The sequence below is a fragment of the Mesorhizobium sp. B2-4-15 genome, from assembly GCF_006658505.1.
Classification (GTDB): Bacteria; Pseudomonadota; Alphaproteobacteria; order Rhizobiales; family Rhizobiaceae; genus Mesorhizobium.
The window spans coordinates 81,102-97,036 of record NZ_VFUZ01000002.1 but is presented as its reverse complement, the minus strand read 5'-3'; the positions used below and the strand labels follow the sequence as shown (position 1 = coordinate 97,036).

Genomic DNA, 15,935 nt, shown 5'->3' with positions numbered 1-15,935 from the left:
AGTCGCGGCTACTCCGCCGCGACGCCCTTCACTTCGAGATAGCTCTCCATCGAATCGTCGAGCGCGTGCAGCCACGGCGTATGATGCAGCGGCGCCATGGTGCCGGTCATCAGCGAGCGGTAGGCGTGGTCGCGGAAGCTCATAATGTCTTCCGCCTTGTGGTGCTCCCACTCCATGAAGGTCCGGTTGACCGCCTCGACGTCGAAGCCAGGATAATCGGTCTGGTCCATCAATTCCTTGGTGTAGTCGCCCTGGAACCAGATCATCTGCTCGGCGTCTTCCAGCGTCTCTTCACGCGCCCGCCACTTGGCGCCATGCTCGACCATCGCCTTGGCGGAGGGCAGCTTGATGCGGCCCATGATGACGTCGCGTGCGTACCAGGCCTGCGCATCGAACATATTGAAGGTGTAGAACTGATCCTGCATGCCGATATAGAAGAGCTTCGGATTCTTCTCCCAGACGACGCCCTCATAGAGATCCAGCGGCCACATGCGGTTGGCGGTCTTGAGCTTCAAGTCATCCGTGAGGAACGGGAAGGAATGCAGGTAGCCGGTGCACAGAATGATGGCGTCGACATCCTTGGTCGAGCCGTCCTTGAAATGGGCCGTCTTGCCGACCACCTTCTGCAGCAGCGGCACTTCCTTCCAATTGTCAGGCCATTTGAAGCCCATCGGCTTGGAGCGGTAGCTGGAGGTGATCGATTTAGCTCCGTATTTGTAGCATTGCGAACCGATGTCCTCGGCCGAATAGGAGCGGCCGATGATCAGGATGTCCTTGCCTTTGAATTCCATGGCGTCACGGAAATCGTGGCTGTGGAGAATGCGGCCGTTGAAGGTCGAAAAACCCTCGAAATAGGGAACGTTGGGCACCGAGAAATGCCCGGAGGCGACGACGACATTGTCGAACTCTTCCGAATAGGTGACGTCGTTGGTGCGGTCATGCGCGGTGACGGTGAATTTCTTCGTCTCGTCCGAGAACGTCACCATGCGCACCGGGCTGTTGAAGCGCACCCATTTGCGCAGGCCCGACTTCTCGACGCGGCCCTTGATGTAGTCCCACAGCACGGCGCGCGGCGGATAGGAGCCGATGGGCCGGCCGAAGTGCTCCTCGAAGGTGTAGTCGGCGAATTCCAGGCATTCCTTCGGCCCGTTCGACCAGAGGTAGCGGTACATCGAGCCGTGCACGGGGTCGCCATGCTCATCGAGGCCGGTGCGCCAGGTGTAGTTCCACAAGCCGCCCCAGTCGGCCTGCTTCTCGAAGCAGACGATTTCGGGAATATCGGCGCCTTTGTCGGCCGCCGACTTGAAGGCCCTGAGCTGTGCCAGACCGGACGGTCCGGCTCCGATGACGGCAACGCGAGTGTTCATTTCCGGGCCTCCACTTTTTTGATTTCCCCAGCGAAACAAATTTCACTGACAGTGACAGTAATTGGCCCTTTGGTGCTGTCAACAGCCAACTGCGGGAACGGCGTTCGCGCGCGATGAATTCCTGGCGAAAAAACCGCGGCGCCTGCAATCATGGGACCGGCGCATGCGACACAAGATGGCTTGCCGTCGCGGTTGCGCTCCTGTATCGGCACCTGACATGTTCACCTTGGGTGAAATAAATCCTTGGGGGTTCGGGAGACATGGCGAAGAAAATTTCCGCTTCCAGGACTGGTCCCAGTTCCGCGAGCGCCAAGCCAAAGCCGCAGCCGAGGGTCTCGGCGGACGGGAAGACCATTCGCGCGCCGCTGACGCAGAACCCCCATGCCATTCGTGACACCCGCGAGAAAGTGCTGGAGGTCGCGATCGGCCGCGAGGTGCGGGCGTTCCGCAAGAAGCTCGGCATCACCGTCGCCGACCTGGCTGTCGCCACCGACATTTCGCTCGGCATGCTGTCCAAGATCGAGAACGGCATCACCTCGCCGTCGCTGACCACCTTGCAGGCTCTGTCGCGAGCGCTGGGGGTTCCCGTCACTGCCTTCTTCCGCCGTTTCGAGGAAGAGCGCAGCGCCGTCTTCGTCAAGGCTGGGGAAGGGCTCGACGTCGAGCGGCGCGGCACGCGCGCCGGCCATCAGTACAATCTGCTCGGCCATATCGGGTCCAACACCAGTGGTGTGGTCGTCGAACCCTATCTGATCACGCTGACCGAAGATTCGGACGTGTTCCCGACCTTCCAGCATGAGGGCATGGAATTCCTCTACATGCTCGAAGGCGAGGTCGTTTACCGGCACGGCAGCAATCTTTATCCGATGAAGCCCGGCGATAGTCTGTTCTTCGACGCCGACGCGCCGCACGGGCCCGAACAGCTGACACAGCTGCCGATGCGCTATCTGTCGATTATTTGTTATGCGCAGAATAGTGCGGGGTGAGCGGAGTTGATCTCCCCCCTTGAGGGGGAGATGGCCGGTAGGCCAGAGGGGGTCGGTTCGACTGGAGGCTGAACGTTCTACGGCGGACGAGGTTAGCGCTCCACGCGCGGCGCCCCCCTCTGTCGCCTTCGGCGACATCTCCCCCTCAAGTGGGGAGATTAGCAGCTCAGCGGCCAGCTCTAATCCGGCCCAAACCCCGGGCTCGTCGGGCTGCCGTCATCGAGCTTCGACAGCCATTCGACCAGGGTCGAGCGGTAGCGCGTCAGGCCCTTGTAGGTGGCGAGTTCCTCGGGCAGGTCGCGGATGACGCGGTGCAGGCGCCGTGCCCATTTCGGTTGCGTCACCAGCTCATCCATTTTGATCAGGTAGCAGCGGATCGGGAAGACGATGCCGTTGGAGCGCGGCAGCCGCCAGAAGCTCTGCAATTCGACGCGCAGATGCACCTTGTCGCCGACATTCTCGGGCGTGACCGTCGCCCGGTCCGGCCCCCATTTGTGGTAATTTTCCGGGCTCGTATCGAGACGCGGATTGATGGTCATCGTCCAGTTGAGGCGCCGTGCCGGCTTGCCCTGCTGAATGTTGGTGAGGAACTTCAGCGCGCGCGTGAAAATCCCCTTCTCATGTGCCAGCGGCACCGGCGCGTGCCACTCGAAGAAGTTCATGCCGATGTCGAAATCGAGCGACCAGTCGGCCTGGGTGGTGACCATGCCGGCATCCATCCACAGATTGCCGTCGCGCTGGTCGAGGATGCAGAAATCGCCCTGGCTCTGCCGGGTGATGTATTCCATCGGACCATAAGGCAGCGTCGAGGTGTCGCCGAAGGTGAAGGTGTCGTCGATGCCGAGCGGCCTGTTGATCCAGCGCCAGCGGTCGCCGTCGCGCGTCAGCGTGAAATGCTCGGGATAGCCCAGCGCCTGCTGCTCCATCAGGAGTTCCAGCAGATCCCAGCCGGCTAGCGTCATGTGCGGCAGCGACTGGCAGCGCAGCGGGTCCTCGGCCAGCACCAATGCGCGGTCCTGCATCTCGGCGACGTAATGTTCGTCGACGTCGATCAGGTTCTCCAGCACGCTGCCCTTCGGGCCGACGACATGCGGCTCGATGTTGACCGCATACATGTAGCTGTCTTCGTGGAACGGGAACGGAAACCGCCTGATGTGCTCCGGGCTGTTCCTGAAGGTGAAGTCGTCGCGGAATGTTTCCTTGCGAAAGGTGATTCCCAAGCTCGCCTCCTTATCTTTCCAAGACCAGCGATTTGCCTTCGAAGCGCGACACGCACGGCATGATCTTGCAGCCGGAACGGTGGTCTTCCTCGCTCAGCCAATGGTCGTTGTGGATGAACTTGCCGTCATACGAAATGACATTGGTTTCGCACTGGCCGCAGACACCGCCACGGCAGAGATAGGGTGGATCGACGCCGGCCGCCTCGATCGCCTCGAGCAGGCTCTGCTGCGAACCTACGCGGATCGTCTTGCCGCTGACGGCAAGTGTCACATCGAAGGGCAGACCCGGCTGGGGTGCCGCGAAATGCTCGAAATGCACGGCCTCCGAGGGCCAGCCCAAGGCGGCCGCGCGGTCGCGCACCCAGTTGATCATGCCGGCGGGACCGCAAACATAGAGATGCGTGCCGAGCGGCTGCGTCGACAACAGACGGTCGAGATCGATGCGCTCGTCGCGGTCGTCATGGTAGAGCCGCACACGGCGGTCGTAACGTTCCCTCAGCACATCGGCATAGGTGCCGAGCGAGGCGGTGCGGCAGGTGTAGTGCAGCTCGAAATTCCCGCCCTCCCCCGCCAGCTGCGCGGTCTGCGCCATGAACGGCGTGATGCCGATGCCGCCGGCCAGCATCAGATGCTTCTTCGCCCTGAGGTCGAGCGAGAACAGATTGACCGGATAGCTGATCACCATCTCCAGGCCCGGCTTTACGTGCCTGTGCATGAACAGCGAGCCGCCGCGGCCGACATCGTCGCGGCGCACCGAGATCGTGTATTCGCGCGTGTCGAGCGGCGAGCCCATCAGCGAATAGGGATTGAGCCTGGTGCGCTCGCCGTCCCGCATTTCGACCACGACATGGGCGCCGCCGGAGAAAGTCGGCAGGAGCTCGCCGTCGCGCCGGCGGAAATGGAAGCGGGTGACGAGGTCGTTCACCGGAACGACATCGCTGACCACCACATCGAGCTTGGTTGTGCCGGTGCTCATGGGAAGGCCTCCTCCATCGGAGGAATTTCGCTGCGATCCTCGGCATTGATGCACACGCCCTGGAAGGCGGCGAGGCGCCTGGAATAATGATCGCGCACCAGAAGCAGCAGGCCGCAATGCGAACAGGTGGCGGGCTGCGTCGTCACATTCTCGGTGATGCCCTTGCAGTGCACGCATTGCATGCGCCGCGCCAGCGAGCCGCGATGCTCGGTCTGCATGGAGGTATGATCGATGCCGGCTTCGAGCGCCACCTGCATGGCCTGGCCGATCAGGCCTTCGGTGCCGCTGAGATAGAGGCGCAGGCCCATATGTGCATTGCTCAGCGTCTGCTTCAGCCTCGGCAGCAGGCTGGCGAAGGACGGCGCCTGGTGAAACTGCGCCGGCCCCAGCGATTCCAGCGCGGCGATGTGTTTGCCGTCAGGACCGGGGATGAAGACGATCTCGGCGTCGTCGAAAAAGCCGGCCGGCGCTTTCGCGGCCATCTCGGATATAGCGAGCGCCCCCTCCGCATCGGCGATGAAAAGATGGTGCTTGCCGGGCTGCGGAGAGAGCGTTCCGTAGACCGGCCGGCTGATGATGCTTTTGGCTGCCATTTAAGTCTTCGTGCCTCGAACCCTCGCCGCCGATTATGCCTCAGCCTTTCGCCGTACGCTTGATCTTCTTGGGATCGTCGAACGGCAAGGGCTGCGCGGTCGCCTTGATCGAACCGCTCTTGTTGCGGATTTCGAGTTTGGTGTCCTTCACCGCGCAGTCGACGTCGAGCCGGGCGATACCCATCGATTTCTCGACCAGCGGCGAATACATGGCGCAGGTCACCACGCCGACCTTTTTGCCGTCGCGATAGACAGGAGCGCCCTCGTCGGCCGGCTCCTTGCCGTCGAGCAGGACGCCGTAGATCTTGAAGCGCTCCTTGCCTTTCAGGCGATAGTGTTCCTCGGCACCGCGAAAGCCCGTCTTGCCGGGGCTGACGGTGAAGTCGAGGCCGAGTTCCCAGAGCGTATCGCCGGGGCCTTCATTCTCGAACGGGTATTTCTGCGAATTGTCGTAGGGGTAAAACAGCAGGTAGCTCTCGACGCGCAGCATGTCGAGCGTGGTGAAGCGGCACGGGACGATGCCGTCGCTCTTGCCCTCTTCAAGAATCCTGTCCCAGATCGTGCCTGCGTCTTGACCGCGGCAGAAGATCTCGTAGCCGCGCTCGCCGGTGTAGCCGGTGCGCGAAATCATGACCGGAAAACCGAACAACTGCGTCTGCATGTGGTGGAAATAGTTGAGGTCGCGAATGCCGGGCACGTGCTTGGCCAGATAGTCGACCGCTGTCGGCCCCTGCAGCGACAGGTCGTGCAGATTGTCGTCGAAGCGCAGCGACACGTCACGGCCCGTCGCCGCCCGCTGCAACTCCTCATGGCCGGTGCCTGAGCCATGCACGACCATCCAGGCGTTCGGCCCGGTGCGGTAGAGGATGCAGTCGTCGGTGAACTTTCCCGCTTCGTTCAGCATGCAGGCATAGGCCGATTTGCCGGGATAGATCTTTTCGACATCGCGCGTGGTGGCGAGATCGATGAGATGCGAGGCGTGCGGCCCGGTGATATGGACTTTCTTCAGGCCGGAAACATCCATCAGCCCGGCCTTGGTGCGGATGGCGATGTATTCCTCGTCGGCATCCTTGTCGTAGGTCCAGGCGGTCCCCATGCCGCTCCAGTCTTCGAGCTTCGAACCCAGAGCGCGATGGCGATCCGCCAGGGTCGAAAATCTCCAGGATGCCGTCATCCGATCGTCCTCCGTCCGATAGTCGTTGATGTTCCCTGCCCCTTCGCACAGCGGCTGGGGCTTTGCGCGAATATTGACCGCAAACGAGAGAGACCCGCAATCCCCTGAAAGCAAATAATTTCATTGTCAGGCAAAATTCATTGCCTTGGCCAAGCGGTTAACTCTGCGTAAATTCGTCTTGACAATTCCGGAAATCGGGCTGATTTTGTGAAAAAAATTTCACTCTCTTGAAAGAGAGCGGCGAGCGGCAACTTCGGAACCGGGCGCCGGAAAAAGGGGAAAAAACCGATGTCAGACCTGCAGCAGCGCATCGAAGCGCTGTACCGTTCCGATTTACGCGGCTCCGCGCTCCTGATCATCTGCCTGTGGGCGACGATCCTGTTCGTCCTTTCCATGACATGGCCCTACATCCCACACGGCGGCATCAAGGCCGTCGTAGCGGTTGCCGCCGCCGCCGTGCTGATCTTCAACACGGCCGCCATCCTGGCGATGGTCAGGCATTACAAGGAAGACAAGGAGTTCATCTACGGGCTCGACATCAAGAACGCGGACGCGTTCCGCAACCGCAAGTCCTGAGAGGTAGGAGCCATGTCCCGCTATACGCCGCCGGAGCAGAGCAAGACCGGGCAGATCTTCGATATCGTCGTCGTGGTGGTGGCCATATTCGTGGCGCTATGGCTGCCGCTGAAGCTCGGCCTCGCCGGCGCGGCCAAATCCATCGACGCGCTCGACGCCAAGACCTGGGAAGCCCTCGGCCAGAATCCAACCATGGCCTCGATCTGGGAAAAGCTGGGCTACACGCCGGAAACGGCGCATGACGTCATCCAGAACCGGTTCCACTATGTGATCGACTGGCCGACGCTCATCATCATGGCGATCGTGCTGATCGCCTATTTCGTGTTCCTGTTCCGCGCATCCGACCGGGAATATCGCGACGTCATCATCGAGAAATTCGAAGACAAGTAGACCGGGGAAGCATCATGTGGATAGCACTCTCTTATGCATGCTGGGGCATCTCGATCGTGCTCGCCCTGTGGATGCTCTTCGACTGGTTCAAGGTCGACACGACCTACAGCGAGGGCGTTCTGACCTCATCGCGCGAAGGCGAGCTTGAGGCCGTTTCCGAAAAACACCGTATCTGAGTGGGGATTTGAACGATGACGGTCGCGGTTGAAACGGCAGGAACGGCGGTAAATGGCGGCGACAGGGTTTCGCTGCTCAGGGTGCTCGGCCCGGCCCATGTCTGGGCGCTCGGCGTCGGCATCGTCCTGGTCGGCGAATTCACGGGCTGGAACTTCTCCGCCGACAAGGGCGGTACGCTGGCGGCGCTTATCGTGTGCTGGGTCGTTGGCCTGCTCTACACATCCGTCGCCATGATCGATTCCGAGGTCACGTCGACCGTTGCCGCCGCGGGCGGCCAATACGCCCAGGCAAAACACATCGTCGGGCCGCTGATGGCCTTCAACGTCGCGCTGTTCCTGGTTTTCGCCTACACGATGCTCGAAGTCTCCGATGCGATCCTGCTCGGCGACACGATCGTCGCCAAGGCGGGGATCGATGGGCTCACCCACAATTCCTTCATCGCCGCCACCATCGTGGTGCTGGCATGGCTCAACTATCGCGGCGTGCTGATGACGCTCAACGTCAACTTCGTCATCACCGCGATCGCCTATGTCTCGATCGTGATCCTGTTCTTCTCGGTCAGCCCGTGGACGCAAGGCGCGGTGCTGAAGCTCAACGAACTGGTCACGCCTGGCAATGCGCTCCCCTATGGCTGGATCGGCGTCATCGCAGCCTTCCAGTTCGGCATCTGGTATTATCTCGGCATCGAGGGTACCACGCAGGCCGCCGAGGAAGTGCGCTCGCCGGCACGCTCGCTCCCCTACGGCACCATGGCGGGCATGATCACCCTGCTCATCGCCGCCGCCATGACCTGGTATGTCTGCGCCTCGCTGATGCCATGGGAATATCTCGGCATCACGCCCTATCCGCTTTGGGACGCGGGCAAGCTGACCGGCAGCCCGCTGCTCGAAAACCTCCTGTTCGTCGCGACGCTGCTTGCCGCCATCGCCTCCGCCAATGGCTGCATCAACGATGCCGCGCGCGCCTGGTTCTCGCTTGGCCGCGACCGCTACCTGCCGAGTTGGTTCTCGGCCGTGCATCCGAAGTATCGCACACCCTACCGCTCGATCTTGTTCCTGCTGCCGATCGCGCTCGCCTTCGCCTTCATCGCCGACCTCAACCAGGCGATCACCTTCTCGATCCTGTCTGGCGTGCTGCAATACACGTTCATGAGCATCAACATCATGATGTTCCGCAAGAAGTGGCCGCTGGGTTCGATCCGCCGTGGCTACACGCATCCTTTCCATCCGCTGCCGGCCATCGTGCTGTTCTGCCTGTGCGTGGTCACCTACTTCGCCATCTTCCTCGGCTTCGGTTCGCAACTGATCGCGATGATCGCGTTCTACTTCCTGATCTCGGTATGGTTTCATTTCTACCGCTACAAGTTCGTGCGTCGCGGCGATCAGTTCTCCATGCCGTGGCCGAAGCCTCAGGGGTATTGATGGAAGAAGGCCCGTCCAGATCCCGGGCGGGCATGGCATGACAAGGTGTCCGAGGTGACGTCAGCACTGCTCGCCGGGGCGATTGCCCTGGCTCTCGTCCTTCACCTGATGTGGCTGGTGCGCGCCAGCCGCAACAGGGCTTCGGCCGCACTCGCGGTCGAACAAGCCAGCCTTCGTTCCGTCATTTCGAATGCAGCCAATGTCTCGGACGGCACCGCTGGCATCGTCACCTGGGAAGGCTCATGGAAGGGCCGGCGCGTTCAGGTGCGGACCATCGTCGATACGTTGGCGACGCGAAAGCTGCCGGTTCGCTGGTTATCGATCTCGATCCTCGAAAAGGTCGCGTTCGCCGCCACTTTCGACATGATGATGCGGCCAGGGTCGCCGACGACGTTCTCCAATTTCGACCACCTGGAACATACGCTGCCGAAGGCCCCGGGATTTCCGGCGGAAGCAGTGCTGCGGACAGACGGCAGGGGCGCACGCTTTCCGCAGGGCCTGATTGCCAGCCATCTCGACCTCTTTTGCGACGGACGCGCCAAGGAGCTGCTCATCACACCCAAGGGCGTTCGTATCGTCTGGCTCCTGGCCGAGGCGCAGCGCGCGCGTTACGGCGTGTTCCGGCAGGCCGATTTCGGCGGTGCAATGCTCGATCCGGCGCTGGTCGAAAGGTTGCTCACTTCGATTTCGGCGCTTCGCGACGCCATCAACCATGCTGAAAGGCAGGCCGCATGACCAGCACGACCAAAGCGCCCGCTCCACCGAACCCGTATCTGGTTCTCGGCGCGGCAATCATCCTGCCGGCAAGCGGACACGTCATTCTCGGTGTGCCGGTGCGCGGCCTGCAGTTCATCTTCTTCATGGTGATCCTGGCGTGGGTAACGATGAAGATCGCGCCGCCGGACGCCAGGTTCGTCGGCCGCCATGCGGGTGGTCTCCTGATCTATGCGCTGTCGATACTCGACGCCTACAAGATCGCCCGCATCCGCACCGCCAAACGGGTTCACAGCGAACGCCACCAGGACGATACCGCCGGTGGCGGTGCGCAGGCAGATATATAACTACAGGAATATTTTTTTCATCCCATTGAATTCCCGGAACTCATTCGGTACATCTCCAGAGAACAAAGGTCGGAGGCTGACATGTGTGGAATCGTCGGGCTGTTTCTGAAGGACAAATCGTTGGAGCCCAAGCTCGGGGCGATGCTGTCGGAGATGTTGGTATCGCTCAGCGATCGCGGCCCGGACAGCGCGGGCATCGCCATCTATGGCGCCCCATCCAGCAACGAAGCCAAGATCACCATCCAATCGGCGAAACCAGGCAGCGATTTTCGCGACCTCGATACCGAGCTCGCCAAGGCGCTCGGCGTGCCAGTGAGCATCGCGGTGAAGTCGACCCACGCCGTGGTCAGAACCCGCCCCGACAAGATCGACGAGGCCCGCGAGGCCATCCAGACGTTGCGTCCCGACGTCCGCGTCATGGGCGCCGGTGACGTGGTCGAGATCTACAAGGAGGTCGGCCTGCCCGAAGCGGTCGTCGATCGCTTCGATGTCCGCAAGATGACCGGCACGCATGGCATCGGCCACACCCGCATGGCGACCGAATCGGCGGTGACGACGATGGGCGCGCATCCATTCTCGACCGGTGCCGACCAGTGCCTGGTGCACAATGGCTCGCTCTCCAACCACAACAATGTCCGCCGCGAGTTGATCCGCGAAGGCATGACCTTCGAGACCGAAAACGACACCGAGGTCGCGGCCGCCTACCTTTCCTCGCAGATGGCGCATGGCAAGAATCTCGGCGAGGCGCTGGAAGGCACCCTCTCCGACCTCGACGGCTTCTTCACCTTCGTTGTCGGCACCAAGAACGGTTTTGGCGTCGTGCGCGACCCGATCGCCTGCAAGCCCGCCGTCATGGCCGAAACCGACCAGTACGTCGCCTTCGGCTCGGAATATCGCGCGCTGACCAAACTGCCCGGCATAGACAATGCAAGGGTCTGGGAGCCCGAGCCCGCAACCGTCTATTTCTGGGAGCATTGAGTTCATGACGGCAACCTCCAAGGCAACGCTCGACCAAGCCCATGCGCGCGTCTTCGACCTCGACGTCATGTCGCTGCGCGAGCTGAACCAGGCGCTGCACAGTCTGGCCCCCGGCTCGAACGAAACGGCATGGGAAGTGCTCAACCCGAAGGGCAATCATTCGGTCGCCGTCGGCGTCGACCAGCCCGTCAGCATCGATGTGCGCGGCAGTGTCGGCTACTATTGCGGCGGGATGAATTCAGGCGGCGCCATCACCGTCCATGGCTCCGCCGGCCCGGGCGTCGGCGAGAACATGATGTCGGGCTCGATAACGGTGAAAGGTGACGCCAGCCAGTATGCCGGCGCCACCGGCAAGGGCGGCCTTTTGATCATCGAGGGCAATGCCTCGTCGCGCTGCGGCATCTCGATGAAAGGCATCGACATCGTCGTGCATGGAAATATCGGCCACATGTCGGCTTTCATGGCGCAATCAGGCAACCTCGTGGTGCTGGGCGATGCCGGCGATGCACTGGGCGATTCCATCTATGAGGCCAGGCTCTTCGTGCGCGGCAAGGTCGACAGCCTCGGCGCCGACTGCATCGCCAAGGAGATGCGGCCCGAGCATCTGGAGTTGCTTCAAGGCCTGCTCGACCGTGCCGGCGTCACCGGGGTCAAGCCGTCGGAGTTCAAGCGCTACGGCTCGGCGCGCACCCTCTACAATTTCAATATCGACAACGCCGACGCGTATTGAGGCAGCATGACCTATCGCAACCCGCCCACAACGCCCCGCAAATCCGCGACTTTCGACGACTACACACTTTCCGAAATCCGCCGCGCCGCAGCGACAGGCATCTACGACATCCGTGGTGCCGGCGCCAAACGCAAGCTGCCGCATTTCGATGACCTGTTGTTCCTCGGCGCCTCGATCTCGCGCTATCCGCTGGAAGGCTATCGCGAGCGCTGCGACACATCAGTCGTGCTCGGCTCGCGCCACGCCAAAAAGCCGATCGAATTGAAGATCCCGATCACCATCGCCGGCATGAGCTTTGGCTCGCTCTCGGGCCCCGCCAAGGAAGCGCTCGGTCGCGGCGCGACGCTGTCGGGCACTTCGACCACGACCGGCGATGGCGGCATGACCGAGGAAGAGCGCGGCCATTCCAAGCAGTTGGTCTATCAGTATTTGCCGTCGCGCTACGGTATGAACCTGCGCGACCTGCGCCGCGCCGACGCCATCGAAGTCGTCGTCGGCCAGGGCGCCAAGCCCGGTGGCGGCGGCATGCTGCTTGGCCAGAAGATCTCCGACCGTGTCGCCGAGATGCGCACGCTGCCGAAGGGCATCGACCAGCGCTCGGCCTCGCGCCACCCCGACTGGACCGGACCGGACGATCTCGAGATCAAGATCCTCGAACTGCGCGAGATCACCGATTGGGAAAAGCCGATCTACGTCAAGGTCGGCGGCGCCCGCCCCTATTACGACACCGCGCTCGCGGTGAAGGCCGGCGCCGATGTCGTCGTCGTCGACGGCATGCAGGGCGGCACGGCGGCGACGCAGGAAGTGTTCATCGAGAATGTCGGCCAGCCGACGCTCGCCTGCATCCGGCCGGCGGTGCAAGCGTTGCAGGACCTTGGCATGCACCGCAAGGTGCAGCTGATCATCTCCGGCGGCATTCGCAACGGCGCCGATGTCGCCAAGGCGCTCGCACTTGGCGTCGATGCCGTCTCGATCGGCACGGCAGCCCTGGTCGCGCTTGGCGACAACGATCCGCGCTGGGAGGCGGAGTACAACGAACTGGGCACCACGGCCGGCGCCTATGACGACTGGCACGAGGGCCGCGACCCCGCCGGCATCACCACGCAGGATCCCGATCTGATGAAGCGGGTCGACCCGGTCGCGGCGGGACGGCGGTTGGCCAATTACCTGAAAGTGATGACACTGGAGGCTCAGACCATTGCCCGTGCGTGCGGCAAGAACAGCCTGCACAATCTCGAACCCGAGGACCTCGTCGCACTGACGATCGAGGCAGCCGCGATGGCCGGCGTCCCGCTGGCCGGCACCAATTGGATACCGGGGAAGAACGGTTTCTGACAAAGACTACCCAGATCACATAGCGAGGAAACTACATAATGGGGAACGATCTCGCCGCATTCGCCAAGGAGAACGGCGTCAAATACTTCATGATTTCCTACACCGACCTGTTCAGCGGGCAGCGCGCCAAGCTGGTGCCGGCACAGGCGATCGCCGATATGCAGAAAGACGGCGCCGGCTTCGCGGGGTTCGCCACCTGGCTCGACCTGACCCCAGCGCATCCCGACATGCTGGCGGTTCCGGATCCGGATTCTGTCATCCAGTTGCCGTGGAAACCTGAAGTCGCCTGGGTCGCCGCCAACTGCATCATGGACGACAAGGATGTCGACCAGGCGCCGCGCAACACGCTGAAGCGGCTGATCGCGGAAGCCGCCAGCGACGGCATGCATGTGAAGACCGGCGTGGAAGCCGAGTTCTTCCTGATTTCGCCCGATGGCAAAACCATCTCCGACGAATACGATACCGCCTCGAAGCCCTGCTACGACCAGCAAGCGGTGATGCGCCGCTACGATGTCATCGCCGAGATTTGCGACCACATGCTGGCGCTCGGCTGGGGCGCCTACCAAAACGACCATGAGGACGCCAACGGTCAGTTCGAGATGAACTGGGCCTTCGACGATGTGCTGGCCACTGCCGACAAGCACTCCTTCTTCAAGTTCATGGTCAAGTCGATCGCCGAGAAGCATGGCCTTCGCGCCACTTTCATGCCCAAGCCCTTCCAGGGCCTGACCGGCAATGGCTGCCATGCTCACATCTCGGTGTGGGACAAATCCGGCAAGACCAACGTCTTTGCCGACAATTCGATGGAACTCGGCCTGTCGGCCAAGGGCAGGAACTTCCTCGGCGGCATCATGAAGCATGCCTCGGCGCTCGCGGCGATCACCAACCCGACGGTCAACTCCTACAAGCGCATCAACGCGCCGCGCACGATTTCGGGCGCGACCTGGGCACCGAACACGGTGACCTGGACCGGCAACAACCGCACCCACATGGTGCGTGTGCCCGGCCCCGGCCGCTTCGAACTGCGCCTGCCGGATGGCGCCGCCAACCCCTATCTGTTGCAGGCCGTCATCATTGCCGCCGGCCTCGACGGCATCCGCTCCAAGGCCGATCCGGGCAGGCGTTACGACATCGACATGTACCAGAACGGCCATACGGTGAAGGGCGCGCCGAAACTGCCGCTCAACCTGCTTGACGCCTTGCGCGAGTTCGACAAGGACAAATCGCTAAAGGCGGCGCTGGGTGAGGAATTCTCGTCGGCTTATCTAAAGCTGAAGCACCAGGAATGGAATTCCTATGCTTCGCACTTCACGCAATGGGAGCGCGACCACACGCTGGACATATAACCGTCCAGCGGTGCGAGCGGCCTCGGAATGACCTGATGAAATACTCGATCTTCTCGCTCGCACGTGCCGCCCTTTCCGGCCACAAGAACTGGCAGCGCACCTGGCGCGACGCCACCCCGAAGGATCGCTACGACGTGGTGATCATCGGCGGTGGCGGCCATGGCCTGGCCACCGCCTGGTTCCTCGCCAGCGAGTTCGGCATCAAGAATGTCGCCGTGCTCGAAAAAGGCTGGATCGGTTCCGGCAATGCCGGCCGCAACACCACCATCATCCGCTCCAACTACGGCCTGCCCGGCAATACCGGCTTCTACGAATTGTCGATGAAGCTGTGGGAGCGGATGGAGCAGGACCTCAACTACAACGCCATGGTCAGCCAGCGCGGCGTCATCAACCTCTACCATTCGGACGCACAGCGCGACGCCTATGCGCGGCGCGGCAACACGATGCGCATCAACGGCATCGACGCTGAACTGCTCGACCTCGCCGCGGTCAAGAAGATGATGCCGTTCCTGAACTTCGACAATGCGCGCTTTCCCGTGCAGGGCGGGCTGCTGCAGCGGCGCGGCGGCACGGCCCGGCATGACGCCGTGGTCTGGGGCTATGCCCACGCCGCGAGCGAACTTGGCGTCGACATCATCCAGAATTGCGAGGTCACTGGTTTCGTCAGGGATGCCAACGGCAAAGTCACCGGCGTCGAGACCTCGCGCGGCAGGATAGGCGCCGGCAAGGTCGGCATGGCGGTGGCCGGTTCTTCGTCGCGCGTCGCGGCGATGGCTGGCCTGCGGCTGCCGATCGAAAGCCATGTGCTGCAGGCCTTCGTCTCCGAAGCGATCAAGCCGCTGATCCCCAATGTCATGACCTTCGGCGCCGGCCATTTCTATGTCAGCCAGTCGGACAAGGGCGGCCTCGTCTTCGGCGGCGATATCGACGGCTACAATTCCTACGCCCAGCGCGGCAACATGCCGGTGATGGAGGATGTCTGCGAGGGCGGCATGGCGCTGATCCCGATGATCGGGCGCGTACGGCTGCTGCGCCAGTGGGGCGGCATCATGGACATGTCGATGGACGGCTCGCCGATCATCGACAAGGCACCGGTGGATGGCCTCTATCTCAACGCCGGCTGGTGCTATGGCGGCTTCAAGGCGACGCCGGGATCGGGCTTCGTCTTCGCTCATCTTCTGGCTCGCGACGAGTCGCACAAGGAAGCGGCGCGCTTCCGCCTCGACCGGTTCCGCACCGGCGCCATGATCGACGAAAAGGGCCAGGGCGCCCAACCGAACCTTCACTGAGGACGGTCAGGAAACCATGCGCATTGTCTGTCCCTTCTGCGGCGAACGCGAACTCGGCGAGTTCACTTATCTGGGTGATGCCAAGCCGGTGCGGCCTGTGGCCGGCGCCCCGGAAGACGAGGTTTTCGACTACGTCTATCTGCGCGACAACATCGCCGGCGTGATGGAGGAGAACTGGTACCACGGCGGCGGCTGCCGGGCGTGGCTGAAGGTCACCCGCAACACGCTGACCCATGAGATTTCTTTGGTTGAGCCGGCGGCTGGTGCCGGTGCGAGGCATGTTGTGAAATGAGATTTCCCGTCAATCTCGGCGCTG

Annotated in this window: 18 protein-coding genes; 13 read left to right on the top strand and 5 right to left on the bottom strand. The window is 62.3% G+C overall.

Translation table 11 applies throughout. From position 1 onward, the window contains the following. Positions 1-8: 8 nt before the first annotated feature. On the bottom strand, positions 9-1,367 hold the full coding sequence (locus tag FJ930_RS02805; RefSeq protein ID WP_141834563.1) for an NAD(P)/FAD-dependent oxidoreductase: 1,359 nt from the start codon (positions 1,365-1,367) through the stop codon (positions 9-11). Between the two features lie 260 nt (positions 1,368-1,627). Here FJ930_RS02805 and FJ930_RS02800 point away from each other — a divergent pair, with 260 nt between their 5' ends. Next, entirely contained in the window at positions 1,628-2,353 is a 726-nt protein-coding gene (locus FJ930_RS02800) for an XRE family transcriptional regulator (protein ID WP_141834561.1), read from the top strand. A gap of 179 nt (positions 2,354-2,532) precedes the next feature. Here the strand turns inward: FJ930_RS02800 and FJ930_RS02795 are convergent, their stop codons facing one another. From FJ930_RS02795 to FJ930_RS02780, 4 genes are read right to left on the bottom strand one after another with little or no spacing between them, the layout of a single operon-like run. Then, positions 2,533-3,573, bottom strand: coding sequence for a DUF3445 domain-containing protein (locus tag FJ930_RS02795; protein WP_141834559.1), 1,041 nt, complete (start codon positions 3,571-3,573; stop codon positions 2,533-2,535). Between the two features lie 10 nt (positions 3,574-3,583). Then, on the bottom strand, positions 3,584-4,549 hold the full coding sequence (locus FJ930_RS02790) for a PDR/VanB family oxidoreductase (RefSeq protein WP_140747578.1): 966 nt from the start codon (positions 4,547-4,549) through the stop codon (positions 3,584-3,586). Then, complete coding sequence (locus FJ930_RS02785) at positions 4,546-5,142, bottom strand: dimethylamine monooxygenase subunit DmmA family protein (protein WP_141834557.1); 597 nt, start codon at positions 5,140-5,142, stop codon at positions 4,546-4,548. The genes FJ930_RS02790 and FJ930_RS02785 overlap by 4 nt, the downstream gene beginning before the upstream one ends. Positions 5,143-5,182: 40 nt before the next feature. Then, on the bottom strand, positions 5,183-6,316 hold the full coding sequence (locus FJ930_RS02780) for an aminomethyltransferase family protein (protein WP_141834555.1): 1,134 nt from the start codon (positions 6,314-6,316) through the stop codon (positions 5,183-5,185). A 288-nt stretch (positions 6,317-6,604) separates the two neighbouring features. Between FJ930_RS02780 and FJ930_RS02775 the strand changes: the two genes are divergently transcribed. From FJ930_RS02775 to FJ930_RS02720, 12 genes are all read left to right on the top strand, one after another. Further along, complete coding sequence (locus FJ930_RS02775; protein ID WP_140747587.1) at positions 6,605-6,892, top strand: hypothetical protein; 288 nt, start codon at positions 6,605-6,607, stop codon at positions 6,890-6,892. Between the two features lie 12 nt (positions 6,893-6,904). Next, entirely contained in the window at positions 6,905-7,282 is a 378-nt protein-coding gene (locus FJ930_RS02770; RefSeq protein WP_141834552.1) for a hypothetical protein, read from the top strand. 14 nt (positions 7,283-7,296) lie between these two features. Continuing rightward, positions 7,297-7,458, top strand: coding sequence for a hypothetical protein (locus tag FJ930_RS02765; protein WP_140747593.1), 162 nt, complete (start codon positions 7,297-7,299; stop codon positions 7,456-7,458). Positions 7,459-7,473: 15 nt separating this feature from the next. Then, positions 7,474-8,880: an amino acid permease gene (locus tag FJ930_RS02760; RefSeq protein ID WP_141834544.1), complete on the top strand. Its 1,407-nt coding sequence runs from the start codon at positions 7,474-7,476 to the stop codon at positions 8,878-8,880. Positions 8,881-8,925: 45 nt separating this feature from the next. Further along, entirely contained in the window at positions 8,926-9,615 is a 690-nt protein-coding gene (locus tag FJ930_RS02755) for a hypothetical protein (protein ID WP_181763258.1), read from the top strand. Further along, positions 9,612-9,941 carry a hypothetical protein gene (locus FJ930_RS02750; RefSeq protein ID WP_141834540.1) on the top strand — a complete coding sequence of 110 codons (330 nt, stop codon included), beginning with the start codon at positions 9,612-9,614 and terminating at the stop codon, positions 9,939-9,941. Before FJ930_RS02755 ends, FJ930_RS02750 begins: the two co-directional genes overlap by 4 nt. A gap of 81 nt (positions 9,942-10,022) precedes the next feature. Further along, positions 10,023-10,919, top strand: coding sequence for a glutamine amidotransferase family protein (locus FJ930_RS02745; protein WP_140747602.1), 897 nt, complete (start codon positions 10,023-10,025; stop codon positions 10,917-10,919). A 67-nt stretch (positions 10,920-10,986) separates the two neighbouring features. Then, on the top strand, positions 10,987-11,649 hold the full coding sequence (locus FJ930_RS02740; protein ID WP_246676797.1) for a GXGXG domain-containing protein: 663 nt from the start codon (positions 10,987-10,989) through the stop codon (positions 11,647-11,649). Between the two features lie 6 nt (positions 11,650-11,655). Then, complete coding sequence (locus tag FJ930_RS02735; protein WP_141834535.1) at positions 11,656-12,984, top strand: FMN-binding glutamate synthase family protein; 1,329 nt, start codon at positions 11,656-11,658, stop codon at positions 12,982-12,984. 38 nt (positions 12,985-13,022) lie between these two features. Continuing rightward, positions 13,023-14,330 (top strand): type III glutamate--ammonia ligase, encoded by a 1,308-nt coding sequence (gene glnT / locus FJ930_RS02730; RefSeq protein WP_140747608.1) that lies wholly within the window; start codon positions 13,023-13,025, stop codon positions 14,328-14,330. 35 nt (positions 14,331-14,365) lie between these two features. Next, the gene (locus FJ930_RS02725; RefSeq protein ID WP_141834532.1) at positions 14,366-15,619 is read left to right on the top strand and encodes a sarcosine oxidase subunit beta family protein; all 1,254 of its coding nucleotides are present in this window, start codon (positions 14,366-14,368) and stop codon (positions 15,617-15,619) included. A 16-nt stretch (positions 15,620-15,635) separates the two neighbouring features. After that, positions 15,636-15,911 (top strand): sarcosine oxidase subunit delta, encoded by a 276-nt coding sequence (locus FJ930_RS02720; RefSeq protein WP_141834529.1) that lies wholly within the window; start codon positions 15,636-15,638, stop codon positions 15,909-15,911. The last annotated feature ends 24 nt before the right edge of the window (positions 15,912-15,935 follow it).

What these genes read in the sequence shown, in the direction of transcription:
- FJ930_RS02780 (WP_141834555.1), bottom strand. Translation starts at nt 6,316, where the DNA reads ATGACGGCATCCTGGAGATTTTCGACCCTGGCGGATCGCCATCGCGCT.
- FJ930_RS02805 (WP_141834563.1), bottom strand. Translation starts at nt 1,367, where the DNA reads ATGAACACTCGCGTTGCCGTCATCGGAGCCGGACCGTCCGGTCTGGCA.
- FJ930_RS02770 (WP_141834552.1), top strand. Translation starts at nt 6,905, where the DNA reads ATGTCCCGCTATACGCCGCCGGAGCAGAGCAAGACCGGGCAGATCTTC.
- FJ930_RS02740 (WP_246676797.1), top strand. Translation starts at nt 10,987, where the DNA reads ATGTCGCTGCGCGAGCTGAACCAGGCGCTGCACAGTCTGGCCCCCGGC.
- FJ930_RS02750 (WP_141834540.1), top strand. Translation starts at nt 9,612, where the DNA reads ATGACCAGCACGACCAAAGCGCCCGCTCCACCGAACCCGTATCTGGTT.
- FJ930_RS02725 (WP_141834532.1), top strand. Translation starts at nt 14,366, where the DNA reads ATGAAATACTCGATCTTCTCGCTCGCACGTGCCGCCCTTTCCGGCCAC.
- FJ930_RS02800 (WP_141834561.1), top strand. Translation starts at nt 1,628, where the DNA reads ATGGCGAAGAAAATTTCCGCTTCCAGGACTGGTCCCAGTTCCGCGAGC.
- FJ930_RS02745 (WP_140747602.1), top strand. Translation starts at nt 10,023, where the DNA reads ATGTGTGGAATCGTCGGGCTGTTTCTGAAGGACAAATCGTTGGAGCCC.
- FJ930_RS02735 (WP_141834535.1), top strand. Translation starts at nt 11,656, where the DNA reads ATGACCTATCGCAACCCGCCCACAACGCCCCGCAAATCCGCGACTTTC.
- FJ930_RS02790 (WP_140747578.1), bottom strand. Translation starts at nt 4,549, where the DNA reads ATGAGCACCGGCACAACCAAGCTCGATGTGGTGGTCAGCGATGTCGTT.
- FJ930_RS02720 (WP_141834529.1), top strand. Translation starts at nt 15,636, where the DNA reads ATGCGCATTGTCTGTCCCTTCTGCGGCGAACGCGAACTCGGCGAGTTC.
- FJ930_RS02765 (WP_140747593.1), top strand. Translation starts at nt 7,297, where the DNA reads ATGTGGATAGCACTCTCTTATGCATGCTGGGGCATCTCGATCGTGCTC.
- glnT (WP_140747608.1), top strand. Translation starts at nt 13,023, where the DNA reads ATGGGGAACGATCTCGCCGCATTCGCCAAGGAGAACGGCGTCAAATAC.
- FJ930_RS02785 (WP_141834557.1), bottom strand. Translation starts at nt 5,142, where the DNA reads ATGGCAGCCAAAAGCATCATCAGCCGGCCGGTCTACGGAACGCTCTCT.
- FJ930_RS02775 (WP_140747587.1), top strand. Translation starts at nt 6,605, where the DNA reads ATGTCAGACCTGCAGCAGCGCATCGAAGCGCTGTACCGTTCCGATTTA.
- FJ930_RS02760 (WP_141834544.1), top strand. Translation starts at nt 7,474, where the DNA reads ATGACGGTCGCGGTTGAAACGGCAGGAACGGCGGTAAATGGCGGCGAC.